The sequence below is a fragment of the Acaryochloris sp. IP29b_bin.148 genome (genome assembly GCF_028285565.1).
Lineage (GTDB): Bacteria > Cyanobacteriota > Cyanobacteriia > Thermosynechococcales > Thermosynechococcaceae > Acaryochloris.
Genome location: NZ_JANQOY010000046.1, coordinates 1 through 23,710, shown reverse-complemented (window position 1 = coordinate 23,710; position 23,710 = coordinate 1). Strand labels below are relative to the sequence as shown.

Annotated in this window: 18 protein-coding genes and 1 pseudogene; 6 read left to right on the top strand and 13 right to left on the bottom strand. The window is 39.6% G+C overall.

The annotated features are described in order from the left end of the window. Positions 1–75 precede the first annotated feature (75 nt). The gene (locus tag Q0986_RS04830; RefSeq protein ID WP_299404932.1) at positions 76–726 is read left to right on the top strand and encodes a transaldolase family protein; all 651 of its coding nucleotides are present in this window, start codon (positions 76–78) and stop codon (positions 724–726) included. Here the strand turns inward: Q0986_RS04830 and Q0986_RS04825 are convergent. Continuing rightward, positions 723–5,939, bottom strand: coding sequence for an AAA family ATPase (locus Q0986_RS04825; RefSeq protein ID WP_299404927.1), 5,217 nt, complete (start codon positions 5,937–5,939; stop codon positions 723–725). The genes Q0986_RS04830 and Q0986_RS04825 overlap by 4 nt on opposite strands. A 1,214-nt stretch (positions 5,940–7,153) precedes the next feature. On the opposite strand from Q0986_RS04825, the gene Q0986_RS04820 reads away from it, so the two are divergent. After that, positions 7,154–9,826: an NAD(P)-binding domain-containing protein gene (locus Q0986_RS04820; RefSeq protein ID WP_299404924.1), complete on the top strand. Its 2,673-nt coding sequence runs from the start codon at positions 7,154–7,156 to the stop codon at positions 9,824–9,826. Between the two features lie 134 nt (positions 9,827–9,960). On the opposite strand, the gene tsaA is transcribed toward Q0986_RS04820, so the two are convergent. The 3 genes from tsaA to Q0986_RS04805 form a co-directional block, all read right to left on the bottom strand. Continuing rightward, a complete protein-coding gene (tsaA, locus tag Q0986_RS04815) occupies positions 9,961–10,749 on the bottom strand; it encodes a tRNA (N6-threonylcarbamoyladenosine(37)-N6)-methyltransferase TrmO (protein ID WP_299404920.1) in 789 nt (262 codons plus the stop codon). Continuing rightward, positions 10,736–11,473: a TrmH family RNA methyltransferase gene (locus Q0986_RS04810; RefSeq protein WP_299404916.1), complete on the bottom strand. Its 738-nt coding sequence runs from the start codon at positions 11,471–11,473 to the stop codon at positions 10,736–10,738. Before Q0986_RS04810 ends, tsaA begins: the two co-directional genes overlap by 14 nt. Positions 11,474–11,750: 277 nt before the next feature. Then, complete coding sequence (locus tag Q0986_RS04805) at positions 11,751–12,050, bottom strand: DUF4282 domain-containing protein (protein WP_299404912.1); 300 nt, start codon at positions 12,048–12,050, stop codon at positions 11,751–11,753. Positions 12,051–12,465: 415 nt separating this feature from the next. Between Q0986_RS04805 and Q0986_RS04800 the strand changes: the two genes are divergently transcribed. Then, entirely contained in the window at positions 12,466–12,648 is a 183-nt protein-coding gene (locus Q0986_RS04800) for a hypothetical protein (RefSeq protein ID WP_299404908.1), read from the top strand. A gap of 44 nt (positions 12,649–12,692) precedes the next feature. Here the strand turns inward: Q0986_RS04800 and Q0986_RS04795 are convergent, their stop codons facing one another. Next, the gene (locus Q0986_RS04795) at positions 12,693–13,001 is read right to left on the bottom strand and encodes a hypothetical protein (RefSeq protein ID WP_299404903.1); all 309 of its coding nucleotides are present in this window, start codon (positions 12,999–13,001) and stop codon (positions 12,693–12,695) included. Beyond that, on the bottom strand, positions 12,998–14,824 hold the full coding sequence (locus Q0986_RS04790) for a vanadium-dependent haloperoxidase (RefSeq protein WP_299404899.1): 1,827 nt from the start codon (positions 14,822–14,824) through the stop codon (positions 12,998–13,000). Before Q0986_RS04790 ends, Q0986_RS04795 begins: the two co-directional genes overlap by 4 nt. A gap of 429 nt (positions 14,825–15,253) precedes the next feature. Here Q0986_RS04790 and Q0986_RS04785 point away from each other — a divergent pair, with 429 nt between their 5' ends. Further along, positions 15,254–15,631, top strand: coding sequence for a hypothetical protein (locus Q0986_RS04785; RefSeq protein WP_299404895.1), 378 nt, complete (start codon positions 15,254–15,256; stop codon positions 15,629–15,631). A gap of 45 nt (positions 15,632–15,676) precedes the next feature. Here Q0986_RS04785 and Q0986_RS04780 read toward each other — a convergent pair whose 3' ends face one another. Beyond that, positions 15,677–16,111: a ferritin-like domain-containing protein gene (locus tag Q0986_RS04780; protein WP_299404891.1), complete on the bottom strand. Its 435-nt coding sequence runs from the start codon at positions 16,109–16,111 to the stop codon at positions 15,677–15,679. A 67-nt stretch (positions 16,112–16,178) separates the two neighbouring features. Continuing rightward, positions 16,179–16,628, bottom strand: a complete 450-nt coding sequence (locus tag Q0986_RS04775) for a Fur family transcriptional regulator (protein ID WP_299404886.1) — start codon at positions 16,626–16,628, stop codon at positions 16,179–16,181. A 441-nt stretch (positions 16,629–17,069) separates the two neighbouring features. On the opposite strand from Q0986_RS04775, the gene psbE reads away from it, so the two are divergent. Together psbE and psbF are read left to right on the top strand one after the other, a co-directional pair. Next, positions 17,070–17,342 (top strand): cytochrome b559 subunit alpha, encoded by a 273-nt coding sequence (gene psbE / locus Q0986_RS04770; protein ID WP_299404882.1) that lies wholly within the window; start codon positions 17,070–17,072, stop codon positions 17,340–17,342. Between the two features lie 12 nt (positions 17,343–17,354). After that, a pseudogene (gene psbF, locus Q0986_RS04765) lies at positions 17,355–17,498 on the top strand (cytochrome b559 subunit beta); the annotation flags it as partial. A gap of 351 nt (positions 17,499–17,849) precedes the next feature. Here the strand turns inward: psbF and Q0986_RS04760 are convergent. The 5 genes from Q0986_RS04760 to Q0986_RS04740 all read right to left on the bottom strand — a co-directional run bounded on the left by Q0986_RS04760 (position 17,850) and on the right by Q0986_RS04740 (position 23,512). Continuing rightward, a complete protein-coding gene (locus Q0986_RS04760; protein ID WP_299404879.1) occupies positions 17,850–18,899 on the bottom strand; it encodes a hypothetical protein in 1,050 nt (349 codons plus the stop codon). A 715-nt stretch (positions 18,900–19,614) separates the two neighbouring features. Beyond that, complete coding sequence (locus Q0986_RS04755) at positions 19,615–20,997, bottom strand: serine/threonine-protein kinase (protein WP_299404875.1); 1,383 nt, start codon at positions 20,995–20,997, stop codon at positions 19,615–19,617. A 178-nt stretch (positions 20,998–21,175) separates the two neighbouring features. Then, positions 21,176–22,873 carry a P-loop NTPase fold protein gene (locus tag Q0986_RS04750; RefSeq protein ID WP_299404871.1) on the bottom strand — a complete coding sequence of 566 codons (1,698 nt, stop codon included), beginning with the start codon at positions 22,871–22,873 and terminating at the stop codon, positions 21,176–21,178. A 211-nt stretch (positions 22,874–23,084) separates the two neighbouring features. Then, entirely contained in the window at positions 23,085–23,291 is a 207-nt protein-coding gene (locus Q0986_RS04745; protein ID WP_299404866.1) for a type II toxin-antitoxin system HicB family antitoxin, read from the bottom strand. Beyond that, entirely contained in the window at positions 23,288–23,512 is a 225-nt protein-coding gene (locus Q0986_RS04740; RefSeq protein ID WP_299404864.1) for a type II toxin-antitoxin system HicA family toxin, read from the bottom strand. The genes Q0986_RS04745 and Q0986_RS04740 overlap by 4 nt, the downstream gene beginning before the upstream one ends. Positions 23,513–23,710: the final 198 nt, after the last annotated feature.

Here is a 23,710-nt window from a genome sequence, read left to right as displayed (position 1 = left end):
GATTTGCGGGTGTAGAGCGAATAGCAGGTATGATGCTGAATCTGTAGGCTTTGCATGGGCATCCCCTTAATAGGTATGAACTTTTTCTTAGATACTGCGGAAACCGCTCAGTGGGAGTATTGGTTAACCAAAGGACTCTTTTATGGCGTCACCACCAACCCAACTCTGCTAGAGCGTGCCCAGCTCCCCTGCACCCTAGAACAGTTGAAGGAGTTGGCACAGCGCGCATTTCAATTGGGAGCCCAAGAAATCCACTTACAAACTTGGGGCACTGAGGTTCAAGATTTAGTCCGTCGTGGACAAGCGATCGCAGCCATCGATGCACGTGTGGTGGTTAAAGTCCCGATTACACTGGTGGGAACAGAGGCAGCGACCCAATTGCTCCGCCAAAACATTCGTGTGACGCTAACGGGAGTCTATGCAGTGCATCAAGCGCTGATTGCGGCAGCCCTCCATGCAGATTTTGCTGCTCCATACTTAGGCCGGATGACGGATCTAGGTCAGAATGGACGGCAGCAAATTGCCTTGATGCAGCAAGGACTCAAGGGAATCAATAGTTCAACTAAGCTACTGGTGGCCAGTCTCCGCAGCATCGATGATATTACCCAACTAGCAACCCAAGGACTCGATACATTTACCCTATCGCCCACCATTGCCAAACAGCTCTTCCAGGTTGATGCCACTCAAAAAGCAGCTCAAGCCTTCGAGCAAGCGGCCAAGGGTTAATCTGATAGACCTAAAGCTTTCGCCGTAATGGGCAACTTTACAATAAAGGTTGTTCCCTGATCGACAATACTTTCAAATGTGATCGTCCCTCTATGCAACTCAACAGATTTCTTGACAATCGTTAAGCCCAAACCCGTACCTTGAATTTGCCCTACATTAGTTGCTCGGTGAAAAGACTCAAATAAATATTGTTGATCGGCTTCTGGAATACCAATTCCCTGATCTTGAACGAAGAAAGTGACTTCATCATCCGATAGGACCACATCAAACCCAATTATCGAATCTTCAGGCGAGTATTTTATAGCATTTGACAATAGGTTACTTAGGATTTGCCTCAAGATCTTTTCATCTGCATAGGGATTAAGATGCTCTCCTTGAATAGCAAGCTCAATAGTTTGATTGGGCTTAGTATTTAGCTGCAATTCTTCAACTAAGTTACAGCAAAATCCATCTAAGTTAATTTTTATTGGATTGAACTCAACTTTATCTGCATCCGCTTTACTTAGAACCAAGACATCATCCAAAAGTCCAGTCATATGCTTAACATTCTTTTGAATACGGTCAAGATAGGAATGCTGTTTTTCAGAATCCCAACTTTGACCATAATGCTTGATCAATTCTGTGGTTCCTAGAATGGCTGTCAAAGGCGTCCGAAACTCATGAGACGTCATTGATATAAAGCGGGACTTTAATTCGTTAATTTCTCGTTCAGCTTGCTCTCGAGCTTGTGACTGCTGCAAATCCTCATAAAGATAGGCATTCTCAAGGGAAATAGCTGCTTGAGCACATAATAAACGCAACGTTTCTAAATGATCACTTCGAAAAGCATCGCTAGCTAAATTATTTTCTAAGTAGATCATGCCAATTAAGTGCCCCTGGTTAAGCAAAGGCAAACATAATAAGGACTTGGTTTGATGATGTTGAATATAGGAATCATTAGAAAAACTTGATTCTAGTACAGCATTACCCAAAATGATGGGATCTAAAGTACGAGCCACAAAATTAATTACAGAAACCGGAACTTGACCACTAGATGAGACAGAAATTGACTGTCGAATAGTATTAATTTGATCAGTAGCCGAAGCTTCAATAATAAAGTGTTCTTCTCGAAGAAGGATCAAAAATCCAGCTTGTGCCCCTGCACTTTGCATCAAAACTTTCATTAATTTCTCTAGTAGCTGATCTAAGATAATTTCTTCTGATATAGCTTGAGATGCTTTAAGGACAGAGGCTAAATCTAAGTCGAGTAAACTAGTTGTTGTTGTAAAGCTCGCAGTAGTTTGAATTGAGCAGGTAGATTGCGAAGATCTTTGTAATCTTGAAAAAACTTCTGGGTATCTTTCTTGTAGTTGATTTGCTTTACTGATTGCACCCCACTTAGCATATCCATAATAAGCATCAACTAAATACACTTGAGCAATTTTTTCTCGTCCATTTTCAAAATAGAATTCGGATGCACGCTCATTAGCAATAGCCTCTTCATGTAAATAGCCATATTTAGAAGAAGACTTAATAGCTAGATCATAGAACTCCATTGCATCGTTCCCATTGCCAAGGATCCGTGCTTCTTCAGCCTCTATTAGTTGATATTTATGGAGAAAATTTTCTGGGCAACTGTAAGCCCAGTTCTTAAGCTTTTTTTTGTATCTTCTTACTTCTTTTAAAGCTGATTTTTGAGTATTCATATCCAAGCTTCTATATTGAGATAAAAAAGCCAATGACAAGAAGAAATAATGAATTGCTACATATATCAATCCTGGGACACTATCAATAAAATCTCTATTGTGTTTTGCTGAGTTTAACGACTCTTGATAATCATTAAATATATATGAAATAATTGAGTTTGCTAAATAGCTTGCTACGATACATAAATCATTCTTAGACTTTAGAAGAAAAGGTAAGTCTATTTCAATATCATAATTTTCACCAACTAATTTTCCTCTAGCATGATTTTTGTCTAAAAGATTATTAACAACTTGTCTCCAGATATTACTATGGTATAGCTGAAACTCTTGCTTATTAGCTAGTAAAAACTCACTATATTGATATTGTTTTTCTGCAACAAAATCCAAATTAGCCCCACTCAGGAAATTAAAAATACTGCAGAATGAAGCGCAGTGCAATGCATATTCAATATCTCCATATTCAATTCCCATTTCTATGCCAATAGGCAGAGATTTAACTGTTTTATTAATGTGATCTTTCCATGGTCTATTAAAAACGTTAAAAACCATATATGCCTTAGCTGAGAACTCATTAGCATTATATTTTTTCAGTAAATCAAGAGCGAGGAGACTATAGTTATACCCAGCTTCAAAATTTTGTAATGGTCCACATTGAAGAGTTCCATAACTGTTATAAGCAAATATAGAATATGGTGAATTACCATATCTGAGAGAAAGCTCTACCATTTTTGATATTGCTACTGGGAAAAGCTTAGGATTTGCAACAAAGGTTGCTGGGACAACTGCCATCAAAATCTTCATAGCTAAGAGGTGCCTAGCATTATCCATCATCTGTAGTTTAGATAAATCTAATATGGATTTATTCTTTTGGAATAAATTAACTCTTATAATACCTACCAATATATGAATACTGTTTGGCTTGCTGGGGAGATGTATTCCTATGAGTCTTAATGCATATAGAGCTATTTCAATAGCCTTTAAAGGTTGATTCTGTGTAAAGTAATAAGGAATTTGAAATTCAAATGCCTTAACAATATCTTCTTGCTTATTCGCATTATTTAATATCTTATTAAAAAGTCTATTAGCTTGATCAAAGTTAGTATTTATATATGCTAACTCTAAAGCAGAAAGATATGTATTCATAGTGAAATTATAATCATCTTCTAAGCTCGATTCTGGAAGCAATTCAAGACTTAGATCAAAATATCTTTTTGCTGCTTCATAAGCAGCTGAAAACTTAGCTTTTTGACCTGCAGCAAAATTTAATTTTGCTAACCGACTTCTCTTATCTTGATCAATTAAAAGACTAACTCCTAAATTCATTTGATTGACAATATCGAATAATTCTTTGCTACTATTCCTAAGACTTTCTTCTTTGTTCTCTAATAGCAGCTCTCCAATACTTAAATGCACTCTCTCACGCTCTTTAGAAGGTATCAAAGAGTAAACTGCTTGTTGAACACGATCATGCAAAAACTGGTACTTAATATCATCTCCATCATCAATATTACTCTGCCCCATAACTAATGGAATTTTATAGTTCTCACCTAAAGGTAAAATCAATCCTTTTTGAAGTGCAAGCCAAAGATTTGAAGCAGTTTCATGATCAGTTAACTGAGAAATAATAGATAGCGTTTTAAGATTAAATTGATTTCCAATACATGCTGCTAACTTTAAAATATCTCGAGTGGCTACTGGTAAAGCTTCAAGATTTCTAACAATTAAATCAATAACATTTCCATCAGAAATCTTCAGTGAGTAAATTTTTTCTAAATTCCATCTCCATTCTCTTTTTTTGAAATCAAAGAAAATACAATTTTCGTCATAAAGAGTTTGTAGGATTTGACTTAAGAAGAAAGGATTTCCTGCGGATTTACTATAAAGTATCTCTATGATATTTCTAGCTTTTTGAAAATTCATGTTCAAAATTTCGCAAACTAAATTTTGAACAGCATAAAAATCTAAAGGTTGTAAGATAATACGATTGAATATACTTTTATGGCTACTTAAATTATCTATAGATTGTGCTAAAGGATGTAAGTTATTCACTTCATTATCTCGATAAGCCCCAATCAATAACAGATGGTGATTATCAGGATTAGTGACCAAAAATTCTATCAATTTAAGTGATGCTAAATCTACCCATTGCAGGTCATCCACAAAAATCACAAGTGGGTGTTCTGATTTTGAAAATACTCGAATAAAAGATTGAAAAACTTGTATAAAACGATTTTGTGCTTCAGTAGGGCCGAGCTCTGGAACTTGGGGTTGAGAACCGATAATTAACTCTAGTTCAGGAATATTATCAATAATAATTTGAGCATTTTTACCCAAAGATGAAAGAAGGCAATCTTGCCAATAGCATACTTTTTCAGAAGACTCTGTAAGTAATTGTCTTAAAAAATATCTAAAGCCTTGTATGAATGCAAAATAAGGGATATTACGCTGTAGCTGTTCAAATTTTCCACGAATAAAGTAACCTCTTTTACTGAGAATAGGTTTATGAATTTCATTTACTATTGAGGTCTTCCCTATTCCAGAATAGCCACTTACTAATATTAATTCTGTTACACCATTACTAACCCTATCAAATGCAGAAAGTAGCTTATAAACTTCAGCAGAGCGACCATACAGCTTTTGAGGAATTAGAAATTGACTATTTCGATCTAGCTTGCCTAAAGTAAAATGTGGAATATATTCTCTACTTCTGTACTGATTTAAACAATATTCAAGGTCTGCCTTCAATCCCAAAGCACTTTGATAGCGGTCTTCAGCATTTTTCGATATTAACTTCATAATGATGTCAGACACTGCTGTCTGGACATCTGAGTTAATCTGTTCAGGAGGTGTTGGATATTGAGAGATATGACAATGAATTAGCTCTAGCAGGTCAGAGGTTTGAAATGGTAGATGACCTACTAAGAATTCATAGAAAGTTATGCCTAGAGAGTATAAATCTGAGCGATAGTCTAGTACACGATTTACTCGCCCTGTTTGCTCTGGAGACATGTAAGCTGGAGTGCCCTCTAAAATAGAATAGTTGCCTCTTTGATAGCTTTCTGTTTGCAGGAAAGATGCAATACTAAAGTCAATAATTTTTACTTGTCTAGTCTGGGGATTAATTAAAATATTTGAAGGATTTATATCCTTATGTATAATTTTATTTTGATGAATTTCCCATAGTGTTTGTGATAGCTGGATTGCTATTTCTAAAAAATCAGAAAGAGAAACATCTTCTTCTTTAAAGAAACTCTTGAGCGTTAAAGCATGGAAATCTTCTTTAACTATTCCAATATTTCTTTTGTTAATTTCTAGGGAATACACTTTAACAACCCCAGAAATATCAAGATTCTGAGTCACCTGATATTCATATCTTAACTGAGTAATTTCTGTGATAGAAGGATACTCTGATTGAATAGTCTTGAGGATTATCGAGTTTTGATCAATTTTCCTTAGTGCCCGATAAACAACTGTTTTAGCACCAGAATAAATTTCTTTTTGAAGTAAATATCCAGGAAAATCATGCATCACAATAACTACCTAAACTATTTAAAATTAATGTTTTTATATCCTGTTAGAGGATATTATATTTAATGCTTACAGCATAATATAGATCCCCCATCTCAAGAGCATTTAAATTATATGATCTATTAGCTGGACTAATAATAGATAGATATTTGTCTATAAATATCTCAATTTAGATTTTTTATCTTACTCCTCTTCAAGTGTATTCTATGAAGTTTTTGAATATCAATAATAGAATGAGATTTAAATTTCTCATTCTAGGAAATACAAAGGTTTTTAAATTGTATTTAAAAGATTATTTAAATGATTAAAACTAGTACTATTTGCCTCTGAAAAATAATTATTTTTGAAAATAAAATTAGATATTTAAGATTAACTGAAGCAAACTAAAATAACTATGCTAATACAAAATGCTTTTGCAAAATCATGAAGAAATAATAGTATAGAAGATTGCAGATGAGCAAGTGTCAGTCTACATTATAGAATTTTTGCTAATTGGAGCTTTTAGCTATTATAGATATCTTCTATATAAATGAGAATTACTGTGTATAAAGTCACTTTAAAGCTTTAAATTCAAAAAAGCAATAAATGGAATTTTAAAACAGGTTATTATTTAATATATAAAGTCATATTTTGTTGCATAATATTTTTTTGTTTTTACTAGAAAATTATATTTCTTTCATAATAAAATCACTAACATTAATAAAATTTAGGAAGAACTATCATTGACATGCTTTTGAAGCATCTTACTCCGCTATATGATTTTTGTCTTGTTTATTTTGTTTTGAACTATACAAGATATGGCTTTATTCTTATGACGCGATAACATGCTTTTACATTTTGTTACAATCTCAAAATATCCATACGTAATTTTTCGGAGTCAAAAAATAACCAACTATAATTTATCGGTATTAATACGGATGGTTCTAAGATATAAATCACATAAATTCAGTATATTGATGCCCTAAAAATTATATTTTATATTTTATTTATTGGGGCATTTAATTAATAATTGAATGATTATCTTTGATCTTTAATGAATTCTCAAATAGATTAAAAGATCATGATCCTATTTGAGAATTTTTAGGATTTTTGTCCTTAAGATTTTTCTAATTCTTGAACTTATTTCTTGAATTTTATTGAGGCAAAGAGTCATTCTTTAAAGTTAATTCTGTGTAGTTTATATTGTCACGCTGTTATTCGGGAGAACTGCATTAATGAAAGATATCCTTGCATATATTGATGAAAAGAAACACCAGTTTGCCACCTTGCCTTTTTTTGATTTTCTTAAAGATAAGACAATTGATCCTAAATTAAGACTTTCGTTTGCTCCCTGTGCAGCTCCTTTTATTATGAGTTTTGGTGAACTTAATAAATGCATTTTAAGAGATGAGTCAACTGATGATGAACTACAACACTTAATCAATAAGCATACATATGAAGATGATCACCACTGGGTATGGTTCTTAGGAGATCTCCGTAAATTGGGACTAGACAAATCAATGCGGTTTACGGATGTTCTCCGATTTGTCTGGGGACGAGAAACTCAAAGAACGAGACGATTATGTCGGAAGCTGGTTGAATGTGCTTCGAATGCAACCCCTATTCAGAAACTTATCGTTATTGAAGTAATTGAAGCAACTGCCCAAATTTCAGCATCTCATATAGCACCCGTTGCAAAGGAGTTAGAATCTTCCACTAAAAAAACATATCGATATTTTGGTGATCAGCATCTAGAGGCAGAATCAGGGCATGCTGCTGATTCAACTGAATCTGAATTCTTTATTCAAAATCTTAAATTATCAGATAGAGAACTTACCCAAGCCTATGCAGTGGTTGATGAAGTATTTGATGTCTTTACCGAATTTACAAATGAATTACTCATGTATGCCAGGGAACAAAGCCATAAACGTATGGTGGAGAATTCACCAGATGAACATGACTATTTAATTATCGGTGCTGGCCCTGCAGGGCTACAACTAGGATATTTCCTTGAGAAAACTGGCAGAGATTACAAAATTTTGGAAGCAGGAAATGCTGCTGGCACTTTCTTTAAAGAATATCCACGTCATAATAAGCTTATTTCAATAAATAAGAGATATACAGGTTATGATGATACGGAAATTAATTTAAGATGGGATTGGAACTCTTTACTCAGTGATAGTAAAGACATGCTTTTTAAGAACTATAGTAAAGAGTACTTCCCTAATACTAGTGATTTCGTAAAATACTTAGGAGACTTTTCAGAATACTTTAATTTAAACATCACATATAACTGTAAAGTTACACAAATCAGGAAAAATAAACGATTCATTGTTAAAGATAGCCAAGGTAATATATATAAAGCAAAACGATTAATTGTTGCTTCTGGAACTTCAAAGCCCTACATACCAGATATTCCTGGTATTGAATATACAGAGAATTATGCCAATGTTTCAGTTGATCCTGATGACTTTGCGAATCAACGTGTTCTCATTATTGGCAAAGGCAATTCAGGATTCGAAACTGCTGACAACTTAGTTGGGACTGCCTCTCTAATCCATATCGCAAGCCCAAATCCTATTTCTATGGCTTGGAAAACGAAGTATGTAGGTCATCTACGAGCAATTAACAATAATCTGCTAGATACATATCAATTAAAATCTCAAAATGTATTGCTTGATGCTTTTATTGAGAGAATTGATTACTCAAATGGCGAATTTGTTGTTGACTTCGATTATACTCATGCTGATGGGGAAAAAGAATCTCTTGTCTACGATCGTGTCATAGTATGTGCTGGCTTCCAATTTGATGACTCAATATTTGATGATTCATGCAAGCCTGAGTTAACTATAAATCAGAGATTTCCTAATCAAACTTGTGAATGGGAATCCAGCAATATCCCAGAGCTTTATTTTGCTGGTGTCTTGATGCACATGCGTGATTTTAAGAAGAAACAATCTGGTTTTATTCATGGTTTCCGGTATAACATTCGAGCACTTCATCACATCTTAGAGAAGAAGTATTATAATCAATCTCTTCCCTATAAAGTGTGTGATATCAATCCTACAAGTATGACAGACATAATTCTTGAGCGGGTGAATAGAAGTTCTGGATTATGGCAACAAACTGGATATCTCTGTGATGTAATCAATATTCCTGATAATGGAGGTTCTGCTCAATACCTTCAAGATATACCTGTTGATTATGTTCAAGATAGCGACTTAAATCAGAATGATCATTACTATACGATTACTCTTGAATTTGGCCTAGATATTATCAATGCAAGCCCTGATCCCTTCGCTGTCGAGCGAATTCATAAGGATGATCTTAAGAGAGCTGAGTTAAGTTCAGGGATTCATCCAATCATTCGACGCTATTGTAAAGGTATTTTAGTTTCAGAGCATCATGTAATTGAGGATATTGCTAGTGAATGGAAAGAAGATGTTCATGTACAGCCACTATTGAAATTCTTTACTGAGCAGTTAGCACCATCTCAACCCATTGGTCGTCATCTTCTAGATGCTGGACTCCTCACTTCAGAACAACTTGAAGCAGCCTTAGCAGAACAAGAAATGACAGATTCAGTTCGTTTAGGTGAAATCTTACAGAGTCAGGGGTTGGTAAAAGAGCGGACCATTCAATTCGTGCTTGATAGAGTCAATAGCAACTGGGCTAATGGTCAAAATATTGAAGTGTATGCTCAGCTTGGAGAGCATTTGGTTGAGGCAGGCTTAGTCAGCCAAACCCAGGTTGATCAGGCATTACAGGAACAGTTAACTTCAGACCAACGCTTGGGAGAAATCCTTGCAAGTCATGGCTGGATTACGCCTAAAACAGTGGAGTACATCATGAAGTACGTCTCGGTAGCTGAAACCACTACAGAACCTGAGGTCGCTATTCTAAATTAGGGGTATTCTGTTTTCTTTTGAATGATAGTCTCTCCTCCAAAATTACTTTGGAGGAGAGTTTCTTTTATGGTGAATTATTTTTGGCACGCAAGTTTTATGCCAATACTGTGATTGAACAGGTGCAACGTAACCAGCTACGGCGTTCTAAGTGATTGGGGAGCTGAGTAATTGGGGATCTGATATAGCCGAGTGACGACTGCGACTCCAGTTTCCACTTTCCAAAAAATATCAAACCCCGCTAGGCGCATATTCCATTCTTGATTGGGTTTGCCATCTTTACCTCGTTCATAACCCGGTCGAGGATCTTGTGCGATCGCATCTGTAATCACCTGTTTAACTGCTTCTACCTGAATCCCTTGACTGGTTTCCAGGCTAGCCAGTGCCGTTAGACTCCATTCAACGGGCAACAGGGGATCGACATCTTCTGCCCAAGCACTGGTTGCGGATGAGATCGCATCTGCATAGGGCACATAGGGTTTGATATCTAATACTGGCGTACCGTCCAAAAAATCTCCCCCGTGGATATGCAGCAAAATTTCCTCAGGGGTTTGCTCTACACCATCTAAGGGAACTGCACTGAGACCAATAGGGTTGGGGCGGTTGGGGCTGCGGGTGGCATACACGCCCATGGTTTTGTTCCCTCCCAAGCGAGGCGGCCGCACTAAGGGGCGAAATCGAGTAAAGTTTTGACCATGAAGCCAGAAAATCACCCAAAGATGGGAGAAACTCTCAATTCCTCTTAAAGCATGCCAGTGAAGATCCGTATTGGGGAAAGCTATGGTTGCGGTGGCCGATGTGACGAGTCCTGCTTGTCTAGGAATACCAAATCGTTCGGGATAACAAGAGCGAATATAGGCAATTGGCGTGAAGCTTACCGTTGCTGCGTTTGGAGATGGCTCAGCACTATGCTCAGGATTCGGCATGATCGGGACCACTGTGCTTAACTTCCAAACGATCTAACGTACGGTCAATACAAGCCCGAATATTGTGGAGTAAATAGAGATCTTCATAACCCAACAAGGCTAGGCTATGGGTCACATACTGTTGATAGCGTTCTGCTAAACCAATTCGCCCCATCAACTGTAGTGTTGATTGCTTAAGATGAGCATATTCTTCGACTGGCATGGGTTGACGATTAAGACGCTGATCTTGGATCTGAACCGCAGCTTGTACGTCCGCCAGCACATAACTATAAACCATTACGGCCTGGGCCAAATTGAGAGAGGGATAAGCAATCTCCTGGGGAATGGTTGTGATCAGATCGCAGCAATTAATGTCCTGCCGATTGAGACCTGAGCGTTCTCCCCCAAAGATGATAGCCAGCCGCTGCACGCTACCCCCTTTCGCTTGTAAGTATTGAGGCAACTCCCGAGCAGAGATATAGTGATATTTTTCATAACGATGCCGAGCGGTTGTAGCACAGGCTAGCTCGATATCGTGTAATGCCTCTGCGAGATGCTCATAAATGGGGGCTGCATTGAGAATATGTTGGGAGCCATGGGCGAGAACTTGAGCTTTTTCTGCATTGCGATCGCATCGAGGACGCACTAACCGCAAATCCGCATGTCCCATCGTATTCAACGCTCGGGCTGCTGCCCCCAGGTTTTCTGGAACTTCTGGCTCAACCAGGATAAACGAGTACTGCATAAAGGCGATTGTATGGTGTTGAATGATGTCTGCTATGAGAATGTCTACCCAGCAGTACACATATCTTCTTGATAATCACGCTAGCATTACTCAACGCCCATAAAACAATCTTCAGCATAACTCAGCTAGACAATTTCAAGACTGGATACCGTATCAACTCCAATAGAAAGTCTAAAAATATATCAAACAGCCCATTCATACGAATTGACTAGCTGAGCATTGCTTTTTACCCCACAATTGCTAGAGTTCTTAGCACAGATAGCTGATATACAAATGGCTAACGGTTGATTGAACCTGCAATTCGACTGGTATTTTCAGCGGTTCGAATTGTAGCAATAAAGGATTCCAAGGCAATTCGAAAAAAGATCACATACAGCAAAAAAATGATAGGCATTGCTATTAATGCACCTAAGCCAGGTCCTATCCCTTGGCTTAAGCCTCCAAACGTCAAAACGATACAAATAAGGCCAATCAATACAATCCCTATTCCATAGAGAACACCTGCGATCTGGACAGCTATAAATTCTGAGAAGGACAAGTCAAAAAGTTTAGCAAAGAAGCCTCTTCGTGATGCCATAAAGATTTATCCTCTAAAGATTATCTGAATGTGGCTTCTATTATTGTCACTACAATCTCAATTAGGCTCTTCTTAAGCTTCTCTTTATACTAAATCGACTCCAACATACTGACATACTCTTCTATGTGAATATAGCTCAACTTTTTTGTACTTTTACACAGAGAATAATCTCAGCTAATCTAAGCTCCCATACCAACAAATTTGCATGCTTTTCTGTAAGAGTTCTACCCCTAAAAAATTGGCTTATTTCTATAGAAAAAGCAAATAGACCGCATAATTAATTAGCTACAGTGATGCTAGCAATTGAAACACTGACAATTAGATTGTTCAGCCTTAAAATTACACTTTTTTGCAATAACCTTCCTTTTTTTGGCCTTTTCACATCAAGCTAGAAAATCTTGCGATAGATGAATATGTGTCGCATCCTGCTATCCCTTGCTTGGGAAAGGAAGTGGATGGTCATTCCAATCGATCGCCCACCCATAATTGGCTATGGCCCTATCCCCACAAGGGGATTGCTTGTGACCTGGGCTACAAGAATCTTGAGCTGATACGGGAGAGCGATCGCATCCAGAACATCCTCATAAACGAGAAGTAATTCCCACCTGACAATGTCTGCTTCCATCAAAACAGGGAATAGAGCTAACCCACTACTGTGCCGATATACACGGCTAGGATAACAATCAGGATTAATCCAACGAACCACTGCCAAGGTCGATTCAAAACCCTGAAAAGACCGGACCATTGGTGGTAAAACGCGATAAAACTAGGATGAATCTGATCGCACTCTGACCGGCGAGGGGGCTTGCCCACAAATCCACCGGGCCTTGGTGGCCGCAAGCGAACAACAGGCTTAACATATCCTTCAGCTCCCAACGGTGGGACAGCCGCCGATCGCCCTCGCAGTGGCGGTCGTATTCTTGAGGGACGACGAGTAGGACGATTGATCATCGGCTGCCAATCCTCCTAACGTCGCCATCAAAAGTGGGCAAAGATAATACAAAGGGATCCGTTGAATAGGTTAAGGCCTGCTCTTCTAGAATACCGATCGCAATTTCCTCACCCATGCGCAAACTATCGTAGTAGTCAGTAAAGTAATGAACTCCTGCCATGTCCCGACCAATAGAAATATTGGCTGCAAGCTTATTCAGCTCACCTTCTAAGGTCAGAAACTCATCTGGAGTAGAGGCATCAAGCGTCCCTCCAGGCGGGTTAGATATAGCAGGGGCACGAAAGGCAATTGGAGTATCACCGCTACTCAATCGCTTAAAGGTCACCGTTCCACCTGATTCGGCCAGTACTGCACTGGTATCGAAAAATGCCTTGAGTATCGTGACACAGGCTCCGGCCACTGTAGCGTGGCCAGCACCATAGGCAGGGTGCATCGGTGAGCCTTCAGGGAATGCCATCGGTAAGAAATAACTGCCTGCCCCCACACCTGGAAGGGCTGCGATCGCATTTAATGTCCCCCCACTATTGTTCTCTAATATTCCCCTAAACGTTCCCATACTAGATATCAACGCTGGAGGAGCAGGTAAGCCGAGTCGAACGAGTTCAAGGCGAGCGGCCAATGCTTCTGGCCGTAGGCGAATATGGTTATTGAACTTCTGAAAACGCACGGCCTTTAGGGCACGTGTTGCCACTTCGGTTACCAGATTGAGAATATGTGGGCCACCATACAGGGCAAAACCACCTGCATTCCGTCGAGTAGACGCACTACTAGCGGCTGCCCCTACACCAGACAAGTGATCAAAGCTAGGATCGAACGGGGTTCCCATCTCCAACAGAATAATACAAGCATTGAGATAGGCTTCGTACAGCGCATCATAATGCACGTAGGTGGCTAGATCTCGGGGCGTTGAGATAAAGCGGCGTAATGGGCGAGAAGAGGCCCCGCCATCTGGGACATAATTTTCTGGACCTGGCCTAATGCCGCGCTGAACAAGGACATAGTCATCCATTTCCCGCATATAGTCTTCCCCAGGTTGGGCAAGGGGAACTTTTTGATCGATGTGCAACACACCATACGTAATCAAACCTTGATCGACGCTACCGTTGCCATTACGGTCAGTATTACCGATCAGTAAAAACTGAGACAGATAAGGACCAACCTCTACCCCTGGAGAAGATCCTCGGAATACCGTTTGTGGATCAAGTTCGCCTGCACTATCGACTTTCCGAGGGCGTCCAGGTTGACCATTGGTTATATAACTAAGCGCATTTAGGCGGGCAATTGAGTTGGTAATGTCAGCATTGGCTGTTCCAGTCTCAAAGTCATTGAAGGGCTGATCTCGCAGAATGGCGAGTTCATAAACTTCTGCCATTTCAAAAACTAGCTCTGGATTCACATTGCCACTGGCATCCACTAAGGGAGGCGCGGGGGGCATGGTTACCGCCTGGGCATCCGGTCCCTCTAACTCGAAAACGACCCCTGCTGTGGGTGCTTCCCACTGTCGAAAATCATTAGTTGGGGCTGGGTCAGGCATTACTCCACCAGCACCCACAACAAATAAAGCACCGTGGCGAACTCTATCAGAAAAAGGGTCAATAAAGCCGTCATCAATGGCACGACGAAATTCTACAAAATCTTGTGGATCTTCTAACAATCCAGTATCAGGATTGTGAGGTAATCCCTTTGTAAAAGACATGAAGTATTGGTCGCCCGCATATCGTTGCTCATCGCCATTCGCTTGATGGTTAGGGTGATTCCGACTTCTAGCCAGTTCCGCTGCTTCAACTCGGACGGCATAAGAATCCTGTCGACGATCCGTCATAAAACTTCCCCTTAGTGTCTGCTAAGTTACTTCCTAAACTTCTAAATAAGCTGTCAGAGTAAACTCAGAGATTTATGCAAAATTTCTATGAATATTTATTTTTGCCAAGTCTTTTTAGATCTGCCTTTTTGTCTTTCCTTCAGAGGAAATACTTGAAGAATTCTGCTGAATTGAAAAGGATAATCGAGTGCCCCGATTAAGTAAGTGATCGAGGTCAATCCTCTAGAATTTCAAAGAGATTTCTATTCTTGTTCGTTCGTTTTAGCCTCACCATCATTGGCTTGCTTGACGTTGCCTGACTCTCTCCTTCTTGAGGGATCCCTAAAACATATCCTGATGTATTGCTTCCTGAGCTAAATGAGAATTATTTATAATAAGGGAGGCTCAGATGAAGTATGGAATGTTCCGTTACATTGTTCTCTACACAGGGTGTTATCCTTGCACGTACTTTTTGAAATTCCTGATCCGCCTTATTTCTTAATTGGGATTGCCGCAGTTTGTGGCCTGGCTTGTGGCAAAGCGTTTGAGGTTTCTATCAAGCGAAAAACCAAGGAATGGTCAGAAGGACGATCTTCCCAGCCCCTGAGCAAGGTTTACGAGGTCCGATTGTTTGTCCCCTATTTGGGTATCTGCGTTTGTAGCTGGGTTTTTGTGGGCTCGGCCTTAACGACATTTGCGGTGACTTGGGCGATTGGCTTTGCCATGTCCACAGTGGTGGTGGTGTCTAGTGGATTATTGGTGTGGTTTCAGCTTAAAAAGCTCTTAAAAACCCTAGAGGAAGGAGGGTCAAAAGCCCTAGAAATTTAAGTCAGGTGGCAGATGGCAATACGGTTGCAGCGATTGCCCGTTAGGCTAGCTGAAATCTCGTAGCATTTTCCTAATTTCTAAAGTATGAAGTTCTTCTTGACCAATTTTGGTACGAGCAAACTCTTCTAAATAGACCGTTGCATCTTGAACCACATCCAACAGCTGCTTATAGAGGGATAATGCCGTTTGTTCATGGTAAAGGCTTTCTTCTAATAAATTTTGCACTGCGTGCTGGTTGGTCTCTTCGATGGGCGCAATGCGCTGGCTGGGATGCCCTTCTAAACCCGTGAGAATCTCTCCAGCCTCTTGGGCATGGAGCAGCGATTCACTCGCTTGTGCCTGAAAGAACTCAACAATCGGTAATCGGTTTGGCCCAGTGACCATCAGACTGTAGTGGGTATACCGGACTACCCCTGCTAACTCAAACTCCATAATCTGATTCAATAACTTGATGGTTGTTTGAGTATCTAGCTCTTTCATAAATAGTCGTTACATCTTCATTATTAATGAGCGTAACGTTAATGCTCCCAGAACAGCAAGGATATTGTTATTCAGAGTAAGTGGGGGTTTGACAGGGGGGACAAATGGCATGAATGGTCAACTGGCAATCTAGTAGGTGGAAACCTGCTTGCTTTGCCTTGGTTTTACCCACTTTCAGGATCGAATCGCTCCTAAATTCAATGGTTTGATTGCATTTCACGCAAATAAGGTGATGGTGGTGGTTGGGGTAGGGTTGATTCAATTCATAGTGCTTGTGCCCTTCCGCAAATTCCAATTCCCGTAAAATCCCCATATGGGACATCAGCTTGGTATTGCGATATATCGTCGAGAGACTGATGGGTGTTCCTTTTTTCAGTAACAGCTCATAGAGGTCTTCTGCGCTGAGATGTTGACCTTTTGGTAAGTCTTGAAAGGCCGTCAAGATAATTTCCCGTTGTGGGGTGAGTCGCCAGCCTTTCTCATTTAATTCTGCTTTGAGTGAACTAGTAGTATACATGCACCATTCTAATGGGGTAATTTGCCTGAGGACTTGGGGTAATCGCTGATTCGCTAAGCGGGGATCAATGTTTTGCGAGACCTATCTATGAATTAGAAGTCCTCGACTTGATAATTCAAACAGGGAGTATCAATGTCATATCCAGCTTTAGACGCCAATCATGACTGCACGGCTTCACTGAGCTATAGGTTGGTTCAGTATGTTTCCAAATTTACAACAATTCTCAATAGAAATAATAATCGTTACCGATTAATTGGTTATCTAATGGCTAAAAGTGAGGATGAGCTTATGAGCCAATCAGTTTAGAGTACTGCCATTTATAGCTTTTACTTATCTGACTTCTTAGATATAACAGAAATTCTATCCTTTTCTTTATTGAAAATTAATATCAATAGTAGTATTCTGAGTAAGAATTATTCTCAATTAAGTTAGGAGACGGTTATGTCAGGTAGAACTGGTGAACGTCCATTTGGCGAGATAATCACCGATTTATCCTTCTGGAAGCTCCATGTTATTAATATTCCAGCTATTTTTATCTCGGGTTGGTTCTTTGTCAGTACTGGGCTTGCTTACGATGTATTTGGGACACCTCGCCCTAATGAATATTTCTCTCAATCTGAGTCTCAGATTCAAATTGTGACGGATCGGTATGCTGGCAAACAGCAAATCAATGATTTTCGCCAGTTCAAACTCAATCCTGACGCTAATAACTAGGAGAAATTAGATATGACAGCTAGAACCCAGCTTCAGCGTCCTCAGAAGCAACAGAAATATCCCATTTATACGGTTCGGTGGTTGGCCGTTCACACCTTGGGAGTGCCATTGGTGTGGTTTATCGGTGCGATCGCATCCATGCAGTTTATCAACCGTAGTGACATCTATGAGGCAGTCGCTCCCCAGGTGATTGCTGGACTAGACCTCCGGCTTGTCCTAGTGTTGGCACCGATTTTATTCTCGATCCTTTGGAATGTTATTTTCTTTGGCGGTCCTACTCTTCAAGAGATTCAAGAAGTCTTACAACGGGACTAAGTTTGGCAAAACGACGCTAGCTTGACACTCTCTTGAGGCAGAAGAGGGTGTCTTTTTTTCTTCGCTTTCCAAAGCCTTCCAACTTTTAACTGAACGATAAGGTACATCCGTATGAATATCTTCAGTCCCCCAATTTATTGAGTTTCCCAAATATAGGGGACTGAGATCATCTCACTAAACTATCCAACTAAACTACCCAATTCCGTTATTGGGGGTGTTGGCCACAATAAAGCTCGAATTCAAATCTAGGGAACCACCGTCATTAAAGATGCCGCCTCCGTCTCCAGTCAGAGCTTCATTGCCAAAAACTTTACTACTGACAAGGGTGACATTTCCCCCTAGGTTGGCAAGCCCCCCCCCATTGAGTTCAGCACGATTAAACGCAATCAAACTGCTATCTATTTCTAGAATCGCCCCCTCAGCGAGTGCTGCACCGCCACCATTATTCTGAGCTTGGTTTTTGACAACTAAGCTGTCGATGAGTTCGACCTTCCCTGCATTCACAAAAAATCCGGCACCGTCAGTGGCCTGATTCCCTGTAATTAATGAGTCTTCGACTATCGTTGTACTGTCAGGCGTTCCATTCCCAAAACCACCGGCAGGATTAACGGTATTAACGTTTTTAGCGATGATCGTACCTGAGATATGAGCTAAGCTACCGCGATTATCAATGCCCCCACCGCCACCGCCAGTTACTTCATTACCAAAAATAATGCTGTCACTGACCTCCAATTCACCAAAATTAGTGATGCCACCCCCAAAGGCACTGGACTGATTTTTGGCAATTAAACTTTGGTCTATTTCTAAGCGACCCGTATCGGCGTTTCGAATCGCACCGCCGCCATCCGTGGGTTCTAAACTCGTGTTTTCATTGTCAATAATTTTACTACGAGAGATCTTTAAGTTTTCAGCATTGTTGATAGCCCCCCCTCCTTCACTAGAGCTTCCCCCTGTTAGCTTTAATCGATCGATGCTGACTTCGATTTGAGTGGTTGGATCAAAATCATCAATTGTGAAAATACGAGCAGAATGATTGCCGTTAATGGTGATGTTTTTACCACCACTAATATCTAGGTCATCGCTAATGTCTAGCTCACCACTTGTAAGAGTAATTTCTTGTCCCTTTAACAGCGGATCAAATTCAATTTGATCCGCCCCTGGCGTAGCATTTGCTTCTTCGATAGCTTGTCTGAGGGAACCCGAACCATTGTCGTTGGTATTGCTGACAGTAAAAATACTCATGAATGCTCCTTCATTTTACGGAGTGAACACTAGAAAAATTAGATCTTGTGTATTTCGAAATAAAATTCAAGTACTGCTTAAAAAGACTCATTTTTCCTTGCAGCACAAGTGCAAATTACTACGCAGGCTATCTAAATAAAAAGGGAAGCGTAATATATTTTTATTTATATCTGAAAAATATTTTCGGCCTTAGGAATTGAGTGAATGAAGCAAGAAAAAAATAATGCTCGCTTTCTTGCTTGATATTATGGCTCTGGCATTCTCTGTGTTGCAATTACAGAGGTGTTTTGGTATGGCTTGAAGCTAATGTTTTAAGCCAATGAAATGACTGAATTCGTCAATGTTTTATTCTAGAAGCTCTCGAGATCTTCACTTTCTTTAGTTATCGTTTTCACTTTTTATATTCTTTCTAGATAAATGCAGGAGATTTATTAAATATAAAACTCAAAACTAGCGTCTGAATGTGTTTCTAAACACGAGTGTTGGAGTTCGAGATTATGAATCTCTATTCCACCTCTCGATCGAAGGGGATGCCAGTGCTACCCTGTTCCAAAATAGATTGAACACGATGCCGTCCAGCGATAAGGTCGCCAATCTGGTGTGAAATTTGCGTAATCATAAAGCGCTAAGTTAACAACGCAATGCTTCCATTGTGTCTTGAGCGCAATATATAGATGAGTGCGCTAGAGCAATCAGCCGTTTTCCAGTTAATCATTCAGCCCTGTTGAGACATCAAAAAATCACCAATTTCTTCCACTAGCCAGGCTTTTTCACTAGGACTAAGCATAGTGCCAAATTTATGGGAGTTAACGCCTTCCAGTAGAGTGCAGCCTTTAACAGGGCGATCATTACTGGTATAAGCCGTGGTCAGCCTAATACCTTCGATATCTTCTGTGCGGCCACTGCGCCGATATCGAAGCCCTAAAGACTTGACTTGCCAAACTAACTCAAAGGTTTGTGGATTAATAACTAATTGGGTGCGTCCAGCCATCCCAAAGATGGTTGCCCCTGCCATGCCGAGACCGACAATCCAAAACGGAATGGAAAATAAGGGAAATATAAAAGGAGCGCCAGCCGCAAGGGCACCTGCAGTCCATACAAAAATAAACCCATTCCAAAACACAGCGAAACAGCCAATTCCCAAGGTTTCTCCCCGTAAACCAATAGGGGGAATGTCAACGTTTAGATGGGTCCTTGTGCGTTGTAGCTTAACCTTACTGCCCATCGGTTGTCGCCGCAGGGCTTTGGCTTTGGGTGGGGCAATGGCTGAGTGGGGCGAACGGTGCGGAGGAGCTTTCAGCCAATCAATCGCTTCTTGGGCCGAGGCCAGCCGATCCTCCACAGCAGGTTCCAGCAGATGATCGAGCCAATCTGCGAAGTCTGGCTTAAGCTGCACGGCTTGGCGAAAATCGATCTTGAGCCGCTTTTGCGGCAAGTCAGCAGGGGAGCAGTGGGTCAACAGAAACAGCAGCGTTGCCCCGAGAGAGTACAAATCAGTAGCGGGAACGGCTTTCCCCCGGAAATGCTCAGGGGCCATATAGCCATAGGTGCCTACCACCGTACTCCCTACCATCGTATTGTGGTAGACATTTTGAACGGCACCGAAGTCCACCAAGTAAATCTGACCGTCTTCACTGCGAATAATATTTTGCGGTTTAATATCCCGATGAATAATCGGTGGGGTTAGCTCATGTAAGTATTTCAGAATATCCAGAATCTGTAAGGCTAACTGACGCACTTCAGCTTGACTCGCCCGCCATCCTTCTTTCACCAAGTCTGCTAAGGATTGACCGGGGGCTAATTCCTGAACGATATAGAACCACCGATCTTCTTCTGTATCGGTTTGAAAGTAGTCGATATAGTTGGGAATGGCTGGATGATCGAGCTGAGACAAAACCTTGGCTTCGCGCTCAAACAGTTCTAGCTGTTTCCAGTCTCCCATGCCCTTTAGAGATAGTTCTTTGAGGGCAAACTCCTGTTGGGTATAAATATCTTCTGCAGCATAGGTAATGCCAGCCCCTCCTTTACCGAGTACAGAAAGAAGGCGGTATCGTTCAGCGATTAAATCTCCGGCCTGGCGATGGGATTGCTCAAACATAACTTTTGTTAGCTGACATAACCTCAGGCTTCCCGCATCGGTACTAGCTCTTACAGAGATAAGGCTTCGTTGAGATTTACTGTTCAAGCCTATAGATTTTGATTTACTCCTCTAAGATTGAGACTGTTTCAAAATCAATTGATATATCAGTTTCTTAAGGTGGCGCAATTAAGTTTCTCTATAGAGAAATTTTATATAGTTTCTCAGCTCTCATTTTATTTAAATCACTATCTTGAGCTAGTTCAATGATAGCCTGCTTTAAAGTTTGAGAAGATTTACCTGGCATCTCTAAACCTTTGCGAATCATATAGACTTTATCAGGATCCCTAACTAGAAGCCATTCTTTCCACTGATCCAAGGTCTGACTATCTAAATAGTGAGCATCTCGTTGAGACCATCCTCGTTCTTCTACAATTTTAATCAAAACTGAATCAATACTTATCTCTTTCGAAAAGCGAGAAATTTTATGATAAAGATCGGCATGGAGACTACTATTTATGATAAATTCACCTGCTTCAAGAATTGACTGAAGATCATATAATTCCTCCAGATCTTTTGCTTGATTAATATGATATTCAAACCATTTATTCCAGTAGTGTTCAATGTCTAGATTCACAGCACAAGAAATATCTTTAAGGCCTACAATCTTTTGAAAGCTCAAGAATTTATTATTTTCTTCAAGAAAAGCATTTAAGCTCTTGTGAAGATCTTTTTCACAAGCCTCAAAAGATTCTGAATATGGTGCATAAGCCTCAGTTAACTTTTGATCGATTTTATGATTTTCTTCTATATCATTAAGCTTTTTACCCTCTATATTAATCGTCTTATAATTACAAATATATGTTTCTATTAATCGAAATATTTCATCGCTGACAATCGTCCCAGTGTACCCCAAATTAATAGCATTTAGGTACAGTTCTCTTTCAGGCTCTCTACCTTGATTGAAGGTATTTTGAAAACTACCAATTGACATTAAAGCATCAAGGTCTACTTGAAATCTAATGTCAAATTTTGCCAGCGTCATAAAGATAACTTCATCGATAATTTTTTTTCGAACTTCTGGCAAGAAATCTTTGATGCTTGGTCTAAGCTTGTCTATGTTCAGCTTTATTTTATTAAGTACTCTAATGTTATTAATTTTAGTGCTTGTTTTAGAGAAATAATCTAATACTAAATCTTTGTCAGGATCACCTTCACCAAAACCTATAAAAAAGTTTTCATCAAAGCTAGGATCTAATTTTATTTCAAAATCAATCACTTTTTCTTTATATTCTGACAAGACTGTTTTTGATTCTGGATCTTCGTTTGTTTTATTTTCATTATAAATAATAATAATCTTACAGTTTTTATGTTTTGCTAAATTCTCAACAAATCCTAGAATATTTTTCAGTGAAAGACTTTGCTCTCTTCTCTCTATATCATCAATACATATTAATTTATCTTGGAGCGAACTGTTGATTATAAAATTACTAAATAGTGTAATTAATGCTGGCGTAAAACCAATTCCATAATCTTCCATTTTAGGAAATGCTTCCACTAGCTGCCCTAAATCCTTGGAGTTCTTATTAGCCCTTGGAAGTATATCTCTAAGACTCCACTTTTTATTCTGATGATTAACTGCACTATTTGAGTTGAAATTGCTCCATAGTTGCATCTTTAAATCTTCAACAGTTGAAACTCCGAAAACCGAACCATAGTAGTAGCTTTTCTGAACGTGTGATAGAAAATCTCTTACCAAGTGTGTTTTCCCAACCCCCCAATCTCCTTTTACTGCAAATATTTTGGCAGGATTGTCCAACTTTAAAAATTCTCCTAAAGCTATTTCTGCCTCTTTCCTACTCATCCCATATTTATATTCTTTAAAGTTGAATTCCATGGTTTTTGGTGTATTTTTTTGGGTTTTATAGCAAGAAACAGTATATCCTTTGTCAAGAATGAGTCAAAAATCAAGAAAGCATGAAATAACATGACTAAAAAATCAAAAAAATAATTATCTAATCATAAATATAAATACGATCAAAAAACTACGCAGCAATATATTAGGCTTTGCATCTTTCGTGCAGCCAAAATATAAAATCACATTTCTATTACGCAGCCCGTAGAACTTTCGGTAACGGTAATGGTTTCCCCGTCTTCTCATAGGCGTAGATGAGATCCTCTAAAACCTCCCTGGCATTTTCTAACGCCTCTTCATAGGTATCGCCGTGAGTTGATGCAAATCTTCCCCACTCTGGCAAGCTTGCAATATAAGACTGATCAGGGTCAGACCACTGAATAAGAATGCTGTACTTCATTTATCATCTTCCCTGTGAAGCTGATCTATAGTCTCTAAGGCTTCGGCTACTCGCTTCTCTTGATAGGGCTTTGCATCTCCACCATCCTTGCCAGACAAAACAACTGGCTTAGGCAAGAGTTCATGAATCCAGTAAGAGTGGCTTCCTTTACCCCGCTTGGGCAGCAACACAAACCCTGCCTTTTGCAATAGCCGCTTCAAATCTTTGATCTTTTTGGGCATCTTTGCCCATTACCTCTTTACCCTGAAGATTGAACTAACGATAATTATCTTATTCTAGCCAAAGACTGGGGCATTCAAGTAGCTTCAGAACATCTGGAGTGGAGATATAGTCAAATGTGGTGTATGAGAGAGCATCAGGCGACCTTCTCGCGATCTATTGAATTAGAGTCCTCCTCGATGTGTATACCATCGATAAAC

Bases quoted from the DNA above. Each gene is read 5' to 3' on its own strand.
- Q0986_RS04830 (WP_299404932.1), top strand. From the start codon at position 76: ATGAACTTTTTCTTAGATACTGCGGAAACCGCTCAGTGGGAGTATTGG.
- Q0986_RS04825 (WP_299404927.1), bottom strand. From the start codon at position 5,939: ATGCATGATTTTCCTGGATATTTACTTCAAAAAGAAATTTATTCTGGT.
- Q0986_RS04820 (WP_299404924.1), top strand. From the start codon at position 7,154: ATGAAAGATATCCTTGCATATATTGATGAAAAGAAACACCAGTTTGCC.
- tsaA (WP_299404920.1), bottom strand. From the start codon at position 10,749: ATGCCGAATCCTGAGCATAGTGCTGAGCCATCTCCAAACGCAGCAACG.
- Q0986_RS04810 (WP_299404916.1), bottom strand. From the start codon at position 11,473: ATGCAGTACTCGTTTATCCTGGTTGAGCCAGAAGTTCCAGAAAACCTG.
- Q0986_RS04805 (WP_299404912.1), bottom strand. From the start codon at position 12,050: ATGGCATCACGAAGAGGCTTCTTTGCTAAACTTTTTGACTTGTCCTTC.
- Q0986_RS04795 (WP_299404903.1), bottom strand. From the start codon at position 13,001: ATGATCAATCGTCCTACTCGTCGTCCCTCAAGAATACGACCGCCACTG.
- Q0986_RS04790 (WP_299404899.1), bottom strand. From the start codon at position 14,824: ATGACGGATCGTCGACAGGATTCTTATGCCGTCCGAGTTGAAGCAGCG.
- Q0986_RS04780 (WP_299404891.1), bottom strand. From the start codon at position 16,111: ATGAAAGAGCTAGATACTCAAACAACCATCAAGTTATTGAATCAGATT.
- Q0986_RS04775 (WP_299404886.1), bottom strand. From the start codon at position 16,628: ATGTATACTACTAGTTCACTCAAAGCAGAATTAAATGAGAAAGGCTGG.
- psbE (WP_299404882.1), top strand. From the start codon at position 17,070: ATGTCAGGTAGAACTGGTGAACGTCCATTTGGCGAGATAATCACCGAT.
- Q0986_RS04760 (WP_299404879.1), bottom strand. From the start codon at position 18,899: ATGAGTATTTTTACTGTCAGCAATACCAACGACAATGGTTCGGGTTCC.
- Q0986_RS04755 (WP_299404875.1), bottom strand. From the start codon at position 20,997: ATGTTTGAGCAATCCCATCGCCAGGCCGGAGATTTAATCGCTGAACGA.
- Q0986_RS04750 (WP_299404871.1), bottom strand. From the start codon at position 22,873: ATGGAATTCAACTTTAAAGAATATAAATATGGGATGAGTAGGAAAGAG.
- Q0986_RS04745 (WP_299404866.1), bottom strand. From the start codon at position 23,291: ATGAAGTACAGCATTCTTATTCAGTGGTCTGACCCTGATCAGTCTTAT.
- Q0986_RS04740 (WP_299404864.1), bottom strand. From the start codon at position 23,512: ATGCCCAAAAAGATCAAAGATTTGAAGCGGCTATTGCAAAAGGCAGGG.